Source organism: Acinetobacter qingfengensis (assembly GCF_008693185.1).
GTDB classification, from domain to species: domain Bacteria; phylum Pseudomonadota; class Gammaproteobacteria; order Pseudomonadales; family Moraxellaceae; genus Acinetobacter; species Acinetobacter qingfengensis.
Genome location: NZ_VXKN01000008.1, coordinates 16,081 through 28,967 on the forward strand (window position 1 = coordinate 16,081; position 12,887 = coordinate 28,967).

Here is a 12,887-nt window from a genome sequence, read left to right on the forward strand (position 1 = left end):
TTATTGATTGCATTAGGATAAACATGTCAACCAAGCTAAATGCCACCAATATTTCAATTTTTTATCGAATATTTGATTTTTTATCTCTTTTTATTGGTTTATATCTTTCTTGCTATTTCTTGGATATTCATGTCAGTAGCAAAGATATTACTTTTATTTGTTTAATCCAATTTCTATTTTTTTTATTTATTTGTGAAATTACTGATTTCTATCGTTCCAGTAAAGGCATGCGCCTTAGAAATCAGATAGAAATTTTATTTACCAACATTTTTTTTAGCAGTTTAATTACTTTTTTCGTCTTCATTGTTAATGACCTTAAAGATTTTGATTATAGATTAGCTATTTTAACATTTATTGTAACTTGCTTATCTGCTTTTAGCTTCCGCATTTTATTACGCATCAGTTATCGCAAACTGATTATTGTTGGAACAAACTTACAAAATACCCTTGTAATTGGCGATACCAAAAGAGCAGCCAAAGTTTTAAAAGAAATTGAATATTCTAAATGGCGTGGTTACAACAGTCTTGGTTTGTATAGCTTTCAAAATGAAGTATCTTCTGAATCTGTATTTTCCGGTACTTTTGATGATGTCAAAACCATGCTCCAGGACAATAAGATTGATAAAATTTATGTCATTATTGATAAACACAATCTCTCTCAAGCTGAAGAACTGCTGACCTTATTAACAGATTCTACTTGCACAACGATTATTGTGCCTGATTTGTTCCAGTTAGAATATCTGTACACCAAAGTTGAAGACTTAAATAGAATCCCTACTATTCCACTTATTGACACTGATATTCAGGGAATCAATGCTGTTTTAAAGCGTATAGAAGATATTGTATTCTCATTAATGATCATCACACTCATTTCTCCAATCCTGATTGTTATTTCTATTGCAATTAAACTCACTTCTGAAGGTCCTGTACTCTTTAAACAAACACGTTATGGTTTAAATGGTAAACCCATTACAGTATTTAAATTTAGATCCATGCGAGTAATGGAAAATGGTCATGAAGTGAAACAAGCCACTAAAAATGACCCTCGTGTCACCAAAGTTGGCGCATTTATTAGACGAACATCTTTGGATGAATTACCACAGTTTTTTAATGTATTACTTGGTACCATGTCGATCGTTGGCCCTCGTCCACATGCAGTATCGCATAATGAACAATATCGTAAACTTATTCCGGGTTATATGTTACGTCACAAAGTCAAACCCGGAATTACTGGACTAGCACAAATCAATGGCTGGCGTGGGGAAACAGATACACTGGATAAAATGGAAAAACGGATAGAATGTGATTTGATGTACATTAAAAACTGGAGTATCTGGCTGGACGTTAAGATTATTTTTCTAACAGTGTTTAAAGGCTTTATTAACAAGTCTGCGTATTAAAATTGATACGATTGGATTAGTGTTATATTCACATTCAACAGATATATAAGGAAACTTTGATATGACAAAAAAAATCTTACCAGTTATTATGGCTGGCGGTAGTGGTACACGCTTATGGCCATTATCCCGTACGCAATACCCTAAACAATTTTTAAAACTATCTCCTGATGGGTATACGTTATTACAATCGACTTTATTACGTTTAAAAAATCTGGATTGTGCAGATCCTATTCTGATTTGTAATGAAGAACATCGTTTTTTAGCTGCTGAACAAATGCGAGAAATTGGTATTCAAGCTAAAATTATTTTGGAGCCTGAAGGTAAAAATACTGCGCCCGCGATTACATTGGCTGCGTTTTACCAAACACAATTAAATAGTCCAGATACTATTCTATTGGTGCTTGCTGCCGATCACGTCATCACACAACAGGAAAATTTTGAACACAGCATTCAACAAGCGATTCAACTTGCCGAACAGAATAAATTAGTGACCTTTGGTATTGTCCCAACCCATGCAGAAACGGGTTATGGTTATATCGAAAAAGGTGCTATTGAGCTTACTGGATTTAAAGTACAACGCTTTGTCGAAAAACCAAATGTAACCACAGCACAAGAATATTTAGACAGTGAAAAATTCCTCTGGAATAGTGGAATGTTTATGTTTAAAGCCGATGTATATTTAAATGAACTGAAAAAGTATGCTCAAGATATCTATACTTCATGCCAGACTGCAATACAGGATACAAAATCTGATTTAGACTTTATTCGTATCGACAAAGATGCTTTTAGCCAATGTCGATCAGAATCCATTGACTATGCGGTCATGGAACAAACACATGATGCTGTGGTTGTGCCATTGGATGCAAATTGGAATGATGTCGGCTCATGGTCTGCTCTTTGGGATATTCAATCAAAAGATTCTCAAGGTAATGTGCTCCATGGTGATGTCATTACTGTAAATAGCCAGAACAATTATATTCATGGTGAAAGCAGATTGGTCAGTTTATTGGGTGTCGATAACTTGGTGGTCATCGAAACCAAAGATGCCGTACTGGTTGCTGATAAAAATAAAGTACAGGATATTAAGAAAATTGTAGAAACATTAAAACAACAGGATCGTACCGAACATTACTGCCATCGTGAAGTCTATCGTCCATGGGGTAAATATGACAGCATCGATCATGCAGATCGTTATCAAGTAAAACGTATCACCGTAAAACCAGGACAAAAACTTTCTATCCAAATGCACCATCATCGTTCTGAACACTGGATTGTGGTGAGCGGTACAGCAAAAATCCATAAGGGTAAAGAGTCCTTTTTACTGACAGAGAATCAATCCACCTATATTCCTTTAGGTGAAATCCATGCACTGGAAAATCCAGGAAAAGTACCATTGGAATTGATTGAAGTACAATCCGGCTCTTATCTGGGTGAAGATGATATTGTTCGTTTTGAAGATATCTATGGGCGGTGTTGATTTACTTGAAATTAAAAAGAGAAGCAATGGATTGCTTCTCTTTTTAATAAGAGATAATCAATTCTCATTATATAAAATTTAAATAATTTAGCTATTATAAAACAAGGCACTACAAGTAACTATTCCCAATAAACCATATAATAGTAATTAAAAATTCATGATAGACAGAACGTGTTTCCCAAGATCTCCTGATTCACCAGTTTTTCTATACAATATAGATAGATACTTAGATTGAAATTATTGGATATTTTATATACAGGTTCTTAGTTCACAAATTCTGGGCAGATAATTTAAAGTAAAAGTCCTCAATTTAGAATTGATTCAATGATGCATTTAGGCACTGTAATCAATTCTAGTAAGCTAAAAATTTTAGCATCATATGCAATAGAGATGTGGAAGATCTAATTATATTAAATTATTGGCATACTTCTTAGATTCTATTTAACATAATAGTCGTTATGTAAACTAGCATTGTAATGCATATTGCATTACACTATTTTCATACACTCAATAAATGGAAAATGTGATGGCTACTGTTAATTTCAGAGTCGATGATGCCGTTAAAGAAAAATCTTATTCAATCCTAAAAGAACAAGGGATTGCACCTACTGAGTTTTTTACAAATATCCTTGAATATGTTGCTACGACTGGGAAACTTCCAATACAAAAAACCCTACTTTCAAAGGAAGATGCTGAACTATTAGCTGTTGTTCGTAAGCGGATTAATGACTCTAAAGAAATGTTTGAGGAAATTACCTTAGATGACTTATAAGCTTTTACGTCATAAGGACTTCGCTGCTGAATGGGAAAAGCTTCCTCTTACTATACGAGATCAGTTTAAGAAAAAATTAGCTAAAGTAACAGAACAACCACATATTCCAAAGAATATGCTTAAAGGTGATCTTGCAGGCTGCTATAAAATCAAATTATTAAAGGCTGGTGTCCGACTTGTTTATCAGGTCAAAGATGATCAGGTAGTTATTTTGCTAATTACTGTTGGAAAACGAGCTGATAGCATAGTTTATGATGAAGCAAAAAAACGGATTAAAAACTAAAAAATGGGAGCTTAAGGAACAATACAACAATCGTCATCAGTTTAGAAAGAGAGATCAAAGTTACTCTATTTCTAGTTGATTTGGCTTAAAAGTTTTAGAAAAAACAAATATATAACAAAATAATAAACAGTAAGTAAAAATAATCTACTTGCTATCCATCAATAACTGAAGCTGTTGCTCAAATTTTCGTAAAATTGTATCCTGATCCAACTTGCTTTCAGCATACAACCGACCATTTTTCCCGAACTTTTGACGTAACCCAGCATTATTAGCAAGTGTTAATACTGCATCTGCCATAGCTTGTGCATTTTCAGGTTGGACAATTAAACCGCATTCTGCATCATGTGCAACCACCCGCCCTAATTCTGTATCTAAATCAGCTGTTGCAATAACCGCTCGTCCACTCGCTAACATTCCAGTCAATTTAGATGGCATTACCAAATCGGCAGCATCTGCACGTTGTGGTAATAAATGAATATCCGCTATACCTAATAACTCACTTAATCGTTCTAAAGGCTGTAAATCCAAAAAACGTACATGTGGTAAATTTTGACATAACTGTTCAAGATCTGCTCGCCCTGCACCATTACCACAAAATATAAATTCAATATTTGGAGATAATGGATTTAGAGATAATATTTTTGCTATTTCTGCCAAAATTTCCAGGCCTTGTTTTCCTCCCATATTGCCTGAGTACAATGCAACAATTGCATCATCGCCTATCCCCAATTCTTTACGATATGGACTAACATCAGTCAAAGGGCGAATAGCTGAAATATCAACCCAGTTTGGAAATAAAATAATTTTTGAATCAGTAATTCCTTTATTTTTGGCAAGGGCTAACATCTGCCCAGAAATACTTGAAACTCGATCAAAGCAGGACATTAACCATCGTTCAACATTTTCAACAAAGCGACGCAGCTTTTGTCCCTTAATTAAACCCATATCAAAAGCAGCATTAACTTCATAATCCTGCACATGCAACCAAGATTTTGCACCAATAATTTTTGCAGAAAGTACAGCAGCAGGTGCACATACCAATGGTGGTTCAACCACCCAGATAATATCAGGTTTCCACCACCATTGTTTTATTAATGTAGGTAAACTGAATACTGCAAAAGATGCAAGATGAATTATTCGTTTTAGCCCACTAGGTTTATCAGGAACCCAAAGTGGTACCCTATATACAGTAACGCCCTGCCATTGCTCTACTACATAGCTATTTTTATAGTTTTCACTAATTTTCCATGCAGGATAGTAAGGTGGTGCTGTAATTACATGTACATCATGCCCTTGAGCAGCAAACCATGCTGCCATTTCACCTGTATATTTACCTATACCTGTTAATTCTGGTGAGAAATTAATACCATAAAACAGAATTTTCATTAATTAATCCACACTCAATTTATGACCTGTTAATTCAGATATTTTTACTAGAATTTGCTTTTTATCGGTCATACCTACAATTGCACGTTCTAATTCCATAATTTTTGCACCAACCAAAAATCTGTACCAGTAACCTTGTAAGAAATGATAGACTAAACCAGATCGACCATCCAAAAAACCCAATTGAAAAATATATCGCCATAAAAAATATAATAATGCACTGATTGTAAAAGGCAATTTATTATAGATTTTTTCTTTAATATTACGTTTGAGTGATGCTTGAAATGATGCTGTTTCTGTATTTAAAGAATCTTCCTGAGTAAATAAAGCATATTTTTGATTTAATACATCAATTGCCTCTCGTGTAGCATATTTATTATGCTTATCGGTAAAAAATGTTAAATCATTTAAATTACAATCTAAAAAACCACCATTAAATGTTATAGTTTCTCCATTAGAAATAACGACATGCTCATCCATCCAACGATCCTCAACTCGACCATGTCCCGTACGCCAAATTCGCATTAACCGCAATGGATAACGTCCACCAAAACGCACCCAACGGTCCATAAAAATATGTTTTCGTTTGAGATTGATACCAACAATATTTTCTGATAAATGCGGCAATTTCTGTTGGATTTCTTGTTGTAAATCGCTTTCGATAATTTCATCTGCATCCAAACGCATTATCCAGTTTGCTGTAATTGGCGCATTATCTAATGCCCAATTAAATTGCTTGGCCTGATTTACGAAGGGATGAACTAAAACTAATGCTTTATTTTTTTCTGCTAATTCAACTGTTTTATCTTTAGAACCAGAATCAATTACAAAAATTTCAGAAGCGATTGATTGCACCGACTTTATTGCACGTTCGATATGCATTTCTTCATTATAAGTGAGAATTACAACCGCTAGGTCATTGCTCATTTTTCATTACTCGCATTTTTACAAATTTAGCAGGATTACCTGCAACAACATGCCATGCATCAACATTCTTAAAAACAACCGCTCGTGCTCCTACCACTGCCCCTTCAGCAATCGTTACTCCCGGACCAACAAAGGCATCTGCAGCAACCCATGCCTGGTCATGTATAAATATTGGTTTGGTAAATAACTGAAATTTAGGATCAGAAAAATCGTGTGTCCCCGCACATAAATAAGAATATTGACTTACTATTGTATTTTTACCTAAAACTATCGGTGCCATATTATAGCAATTTACATAAGGAGCTAAACATGAATGTTCTTCCATCTGTAAATTCGGTGGATACCAGATTTTAACAGAACCATACACATGTGCTGTTTTATCTACTTTCGCACCAAATAAATTAAGTAAAAATACTCGCCATTTGTGCAATGGTGGAGGTGTCCAGGAAGCAAATACTTTCCAAACAATAGCCCATAATGCTCGAAGTAACCGATGTTTTAAAGAAAATGAAGGTGCCCCTTTAAATGGGTCTTGATCAACAGAAGCCTCAATTGGCTGATTTTTCATGATTTCACCCTTTAGAATTATTTTTAGCATGCTCTAAAGCTGCTGTTAAATCACAAGCGGCAGCGGCTATTGTAAAGTTTTTTTCATACACTTGTCGAGCCGATTTGGACATTTGGTTTCTTTGGACCTGTGACATCTTTTCCCATTGAGCAATTACTTTCGTAGCTCCTTCAACAGTATCCTCAGCGACAATACCTCCTCCGCCTGATTCAATTTCTCGCCAGATATTAATCTGATTAGAAATTAATACAGGTTTACCATAAGCCAATGCTTCTGCAACAGCAATACCAAAATTTTCCTGATGCGAAGTTAATACAAAAGCTTCTGCACCTCGAAAGGCCTCAGCCTTAATATTTCCTTTCAACATCCCTGACCAATGAACTTTATCGGCTATTCCCAATTGATCCGCTTGTAATTTAAGTTTATCAATTAAATCATCATGACAGGGACCTGCCATAACTAACTGTAATTCAGTTCGTTGAACAGCCTTTGCAAAACCCTCGAGCAATAAATCACAGCCTTTTTTTTCATGAATACGGCTTAAGTAAAGTAAATATGGGTGATGATCTAAATTTGGCACTAATTCACGAAAAACTGCATCGTCTTCTGGTGTTGTTGCCAAGGCATCCGCAGCAGCATATGCCACCACTTTAGCTCGATACTGGTATCCCCAAAATACACCTTCAGCTAAACGTTTTTCTTCTTCTGAAGTAAACAATACTTGTGAAGCATCTCTTAAAACACGTCCTTGAATTAACCAAAACACCTGTTTTAACCAATGTTTTAATGGATATGTTTTTTTAAACCATGGATCCATCATACCATGAGTAAATAACACATAAGGAAGTTTTGCCTTAGTACATCCTTGCCATCCACCTATAGAAGCATGATTCCAAAGACCATGAATCACCGCCACATCAAATCGATGTGCATTATTAACAATCCACTCAGCAAGTTTAGGTGTATAACCATATTTTTTGGACGTAGGACCTATCCCATGTACCTGACATGGAAAGTCATTTAAAAATGCTGCATCCACATCATCTAACGTCACAACTTCTATATACTGACCTTGTGTTAAACGATAACGCACTGATTGTGTTAAACCTTCAACAGGTCCACCTGTTTCCTTTGAGACAGAAGCAATAATATGTAATACACATAAATTAGATTGTTTTTTAGGCACTAATTATTTCCTCAATCAGTTTGGCTAAATTTTGGGTAAATGTCGTCATCAAATACTGTTGCTGTACCTTTTTATAACCTGCTTCTCCCATTGCTTTAGCTTTCTCAGGATTAAGCAATAAATCTGTTATTTTTTTAGCTAATTCAGGAATATCATCATGATGAATGGCATAACCATCTACTCCATCTGTAATCACTTCATGTGAGGCATCCTCAGTACCACAAATTACAGGAACATAACGAAGCCAAGCCTCGAGAAATACAATACCAAAACCTTCTTTTTCGGAGGGCATAACAAATACTGTTGCACCAGCATAAGATTGGGCTAATTCTTCATCACTTACACGCCCCATAAAGTCTACTATATCAGCAACTGCTAAATCTTGTGCCAATTTTTGTAGTTGGGAGCGAAGAATACCATCTCCAATCACACGATATCGTACATTTGGAATATACTTTCGAATTTCTGGCATTGCACGTAATACACTATCTACATGCTTACCAATATCATGCTCGGCCATTCGGGACACTGTAAGTAAAAAAGAACTTGTATTACTATTTTCTACGATTTTTTTATCAAAAACTAAAGGATCGACAGCATTAGGAAAAAGATAAAATTTATCCTTCGGTACATGAAATGCATCCGACATTAATGTTGCTGTAAATTCAGATACAGATGCAATTTTATCAATAAAATTCAATGCCCATGATTCCCATTTCTTTTTCTGACGTGTTCCTTTTGTATTCCAAACATCATGACCATGAACAAATAGAACTGTTTTTAGTCTAGGGTTTACTAACTTAGCTAAAATCGCCATCGGTAACAAATTAATATGCCCAAAAAACATAATATCTGTATATTTGGCAAATTTGAGAATATTCATCGCAACCTTTTTATGTGAAGAACCACATGCTATAAAATTGACATTTTCTATTCTTTGTGCAATATCTTGCTCTGTATCTCCTTTTAAAATAATGGTTGGTCTGAATAGATTTGATTTAAAAGAAATTTCTGCAAGGGCAGAAACTACTCGACGATTGAATTGTTGTAGTCCACCTACCATCGAATAGCTCTCAAGTGCACAAAATGTAAATCTTAAATTTGAATCTAATGTTTTAGTCTGCATGATGATCCTTTAAAATTTCTTTTAATACTCTAGCTAATGTCGCTTCGTTAGAATATCCTGCATCCAAACACTTCTGATATCCAGCTTGTCGAATGCTTTCTCTTTCATTCTCATGATTCAAATAATAAAGACACTGTTCATACAACTCTTCATTTGAGTCAAAGAAAACAGCTTCTTTATCTTCTTCAAACAAATTTAAATGCTCTGCAGTTCGCTCTGCCAACATAAATCCACCGCTAGCAGGAATTTCAATAGATCTGGTAGTTTGTTGATCAAAGTTTATTTTTCTTAAAAAACATAAATTAATTTTGAAACCTACTAAAGCTTTAGAATAATTTTCAGAAAATAAACCTTTATCTTCAATAATCAAATTTTTATATTTACCTTTATATTTTAACCACTTACCACCACCCCAGACACGAATATTTAAACCTTTCTCTGCCAAAAAAACAATTGAATCAGCTCTTTCTTGCTCCCATGTGCCAATAAAACCTATATCACCCCCTAATAGCTTGATATCTAATTTTGTAATATTCCTAGGAAAATGAAATGTAGGTTCAAAAGCGTTGTTTACAAAGTAAACTCTCTTAGCCCCCAATTTTTTTAGATTTTGAATTGCATAAGATTTTGTAGTTATATAAGCATCATAGTATTCTAATGATGCTAAAAAGTCAGCACTTTGATTATGTCTCTGAGTCATTTCATCTGGCGAATAACCAATTATTAGTATACTTGGGAAATTATCTTTTATATATTTCAAAGTACTTGGTTTAATAAAAATACCTTTATCAATCCAAACAATTTCATAATTATTACCTTGTACCTTATCGATTATTTTTTTGTTATATAAGCTTGTTCCAGTATATGACAGATTAAAACCTTTCAAGAAAATTTTTCGAAAAATCTTATTAATTAATCGAAATTTAAACTTAAAGTCGAATTCATCCACTTGATTTGGATAAATTTTACATAAAGCTCTATGACGGTGTAACGCTGTGTTAGCTTCACCATAGTTAGATAAGTTTGCAATAGATAAAACTTTCATCATATTACTCTGATTTAAAAATTTCGTTTAGATTACGGATATAACGATCTCCATAATCATTCCAAGTGAAACCTTTTTCCACCCGTTTTTGAGCATTTCGTGACATTTCTACCAACTTTTTAGGATTATAATATAACTCTAAAAGTACAGATTTTAATTTTTCAACATCTCGTATTGGAATCACATAACCTTCTCTTCCTTGCTCAGAAATCAAATCTGATCCACCTGTATTTGTGGAAATTACCAAAGGCAACCCACATGCCATAGCTTGTGGCTGTACCATTGCCATACCTTCTTCCAATGACATTAAAACAAATACTGAGCCTTGTGAATAATATTGATATAGATCATTTTGTGGTTTATGTCCTAAAAAATATACATTTGTATTTTTATAATGGCTTAACCATTCTTTCATATCATCATGAATACTACCAATATGCCAAATTTCTGCATTATCTAACATCAATTGATCAAAAGCTTCCAATAAATAGCGTGTACCTTTACGAATACTGAGATTACCTGAAGTAATAATTCTAAAGACCTTATCTTTTTTCTCTACTTTTCTAAAATGTGTTAAGTCAACCCCATAAGGATTTAATAAGAGTTTTTCTTCAGGTACACCATACTGCAAGAAAGTATTCTTTACAAAAGTTGATGGAATAGAAATATAATCTGCCAACTCATATTCTTTTAGCTCTCGTTGCCATACCTTTTTATTTGGAGCAAAGCTTGTACCATAAATAGCATATTCCTCCTGCAATATATTCATTTGGTAGCTATAATGAGAACTCCCTCTTTCAACTATTGTAATTTTTCCATTTTTTTTTGCTTCAATTAACGCCTCCAAACTACTTCCACTCCAACCGATATATACATCTACATGTTTTAATAAATTAATATTAGATACCGCTTGTGCATGATATGCCCAATTTGTAATATTTTTTTTCATAAATTTTGGCGCATATCGTCTTATCAACTCAATAAATAAATTACTTTGAATTTTATTTTTCTCTATACCCCATTTCTGTACCTTAAACTTAGGAAATGTTGTATTTATTTTATACAAAACATTATGTTTGTTAAGCTGTTTTGCTAAATCAAAAGCATGAAATCGTCCCAATACAGAAATAAGAATTTTCATTTCAATCTCCTAAAATTAATATAAATAATCAAATGTAGAATAAATAATATAAAATATTTATATTGTTTATTTTAAATCTTTTTATTAATACCTCTAATACTTGCCAAAATATCAGCTTTTGAAATAACTAAATACCTTCTAGATTGTATCTGCAATACCAAAAACATTAAAACATCAAAAATCAAAATACCTATTGCAGCTCCAACAATCCCCCAAAGACTTGAACAAATCCAAGTTATAACAACACTAATAATCGAGATAATCACACCTGTAATGGTTATAGGATATGGTTGATTATATGCTTGAAAAATACTTGCTGAACTAAACCATAACGCATAAAATACGATTCTCGCAATCATAATCATCCATACAATTGTTGGTACAGCTAATTGATTATGTGTCCACCAGCTATAAAACCAATCACCAAATAAGCTAAAAAAAATAACAAAACAAATTGACACAATGAAATTAAACAAAAAAATCAAACTGTATAATTTTTTGGCTTTTCCTTTATTATTTTGTCCTACAGCAATATGAAACTCTGGATATATAGCTCTTACTACAATATTAAATACTTGTGATGATGAATTAATTAAAGTTCGTACCGTATTAAATAGCACTACCCCTGTAGGACCTAATATGATTCGAATAACAAAGGTTGTACCCTGATAATAAATTGCCTGCCATAATGGACTTAAAAAATAGCCAAAGCCTTTTTTGAATAAAAAGATTGCTTCTTTCTTATCAAAATTTGATGTTTTATATTCTTGGAATTTTAAAAAATTTATAGATAAGAATATATATATTATATTTACAACTACTGTGGTGGTGAAAATTAACACCGCATAACCAAGTGCATTTGCACCCATAAATAATAAAACTATACCAATGCCTACTTTCAAAAAAGTTGCCACTGCCTGCAAAAATATTCCTATATGTGCTTGCCCAACTACACGGTAAAAACATTCAAAAATTGCTAAATAGAAAGTTGAAACAGCTGCCGCAAACATAAAAAATACCGACCATTTTGCATCAAGTGAACTAATGGTTAAATTTGAAAAAACACCCATACTATTGAGGATTTCAAGTATTCCCAAGCTCATCAACAACAACACGATAATACCTAGGTGCATCACTTTTAGACCAGTTTTTATGGTATTTGCTGCACCTTGTCGATCTCCTGATGCATATTTTAAGACAAAGGTATTACCTACTGCCGTACCAAAACCCAAATTTGATAAAGCCAAAAAAGAAGGTAAGATTGTGAGTGTAATCCAGTCTCCATAATAGGCAACACCCCAATGCATAATAAAAAATGGTACCAGCAAAAGCTGTTCACAAACTTTGCCAAGCTTATCTAGAATAGAAGCTGTACCATTTTTCAATATCCTTACTTTTACAGACATTAAAACCTCAAAAATTTATATATTACTATTAAACATTAGACCTCTTGCGAAAGTATGCTTTTTCCTAATTTTGAATCAGCTAAAACCTTATAAAATATAGCTTACGGCTGTTTAAATTTTGACTAACGCAAGAGGTCTATTAATAAACTTTAAAACATCAAGTCTAAAGT

Annotated in this window: 12 protein-coding genes; 4 read left to right on the top strand and 8 right to left on the bottom strand. The window is 33.5% G+C overall.

Going from position 1 to position 12,887, the window contains the following annotated elements; genetic code table 11:
- Nucleotides 1-23: 23 nt before the first annotated feature.
- The 4 genes from F4V57_RS10515 to F4V57_RS10530 all read left to right on the top strand — a co-directional run bounded on the left by F4V57_RS10515 (nt 24) and on the right by F4V57_RS10530 (nt 3,932).
- Nucleotides 24-1,400 carry an undecaprenyl-phosphate glucose phosphotransferase gene (locus tag F4V57_RS10515; RefSeq protein ID WP_070069282.1) on the top strand — a complete coding sequence of 459 codons (1,377 nt, stop codon included), beginning with the start codon at nt 24-26 and terminating at the stop codon, nt 1,398-1,400.
- Nucleotides 1,401-1,461: 61 nt separating this feature from the next.
- Nucleotides 1,462-2,877 carry a mannose-1-phosphate guanylyltransferase/mannose-6-phosphate isomerase gene (locus F4V57_RS10520; protein WP_070069283.1) on the top strand — a complete coding sequence of 472 codons (1,416 nt, stop codon included), beginning with the start codon at nt 1,462-1,464 and terminating at the stop codon, nt 2,875-2,877.
- A 526-nt stretch (nt 2,878-3,403) separates the two neighbouring features.
- Nucleotides 3,404-3,649, top strand: coding sequence for a type II toxin-antitoxin system RelB/DinJ family antitoxin (locus F4V57_RS10525; protein WP_070069284.1), 246 nt, complete (start codon nt 3,404-3,406; stop codon nt 3,647-3,649).
- Entirely contained in the window at nt 3,639-3,932 is a 294-nt protein-coding gene (locus tag F4V57_RS10530; RefSeq protein ID WP_070069285.1) for a type II toxin-antitoxin system RelE family toxin, read from the top strand. The genes F4V57_RS10525 and F4V57_RS10530 overlap by 11 nt, the downstream gene beginning before the upstream one ends.
- 144 nt (nt 3,933-4,076) lie before the next feature.
- On the opposite strand, the gene F4V57_RS10535 is transcribed toward F4V57_RS10530, so the two are convergent.
- The 8 genes from F4V57_RS10535 to F4V57_RS10570 all read right to left on the bottom strand — a co-directional run bounded on the left by F4V57_RS10535 (nt 4,077) and on the right by F4V57_RS10570 (nt 12,717).
- Complete coding sequence (locus F4V57_RS10535; protein ID WP_070069286.1) at nt 4,077-5,318, bottom strand: glycosyltransferase WbuB; 1,242 nt, start codon at nt 5,316-5,318, stop codon at nt 4,077-4,079.
- 3 nt (nt 5,319-5,321) lie between these two features.
- The gene (locus tag F4V57_RS10540; protein ID WP_070069287.1) at nt 5,322-6,245 is read right to left on the bottom strand and encodes a glycosyltransferase family 2 protein; all 924 of its coding nucleotides are present in this window, start codon (nt 6,243-6,245) and stop codon (nt 5,322-5,324) included.
- Complete coding sequence (locus tag F4V57_RS10545; protein WP_081409169.1) at nt 6,235-6,813, bottom strand: LbetaH domain-containing protein; 579 nt, start codon at nt 6,811-6,813, stop codon at nt 6,235-6,237. The genes F4V57_RS10540 and F4V57_RS10545 overlap by 11 nt, the downstream gene beginning before the upstream one ends.
- Before the next feature lie 4 nt (nt 6,814-6,817).
- Entirely contained in the window at nt 6,818-7,999 is a 1,182-nt protein-coding gene (locus F4V57_RS10550; RefSeq protein WP_070069288.1) for a glycosyltransferase, read from the bottom strand.
- Complete coding sequence (locus F4V57_RS10555) at nt 7,992-9,125, bottom strand: glycosyltransferase family 4 protein (protein WP_070069289.1); 1,134 nt, start codon at nt 9,123-9,125, stop codon at nt 7,992-7,994. The genes F4V57_RS10550 and F4V57_RS10555 overlap by 8 nt, the downstream gene beginning before the upstream one ends.
- On the bottom strand, nt 9,115-10,173 hold the full coding sequence (locus tag F4V57_RS10560; RefSeq protein WP_205634523.1) for a CgeB family protein: 1,059 nt from the start codon (nt 10,171-10,173) through the stop codon (nt 9,115-9,117). The genes F4V57_RS10555 and F4V57_RS10560 overlap by 11 nt, the downstream gene beginning before the upstream one ends.
- Nucleotide 10,174: 1 nt before the next feature.
- Complete coding sequence (locus F4V57_RS10565; RefSeq protein ID WP_070069290.1) at nt 10,175-11,311, bottom strand: glycosyltransferase family 4 protein; 1,137 nt, start codon at nt 11,309-11,311, stop codon at nt 10,175-10,177.
- 71 nt (nt 11,312-11,382) lie between these two features.
- Complete coding sequence (locus F4V57_RS10570; protein WP_070069291.1) at nt 11,383-12,717, bottom strand: MATE family efflux transporter; 1,335 nt, start codon at nt 12,715-12,717, stop codon at nt 11,383-11,385.
- Between the last annotated feature and the right edge of the window lie 170 nt (nt 12,718-12,887).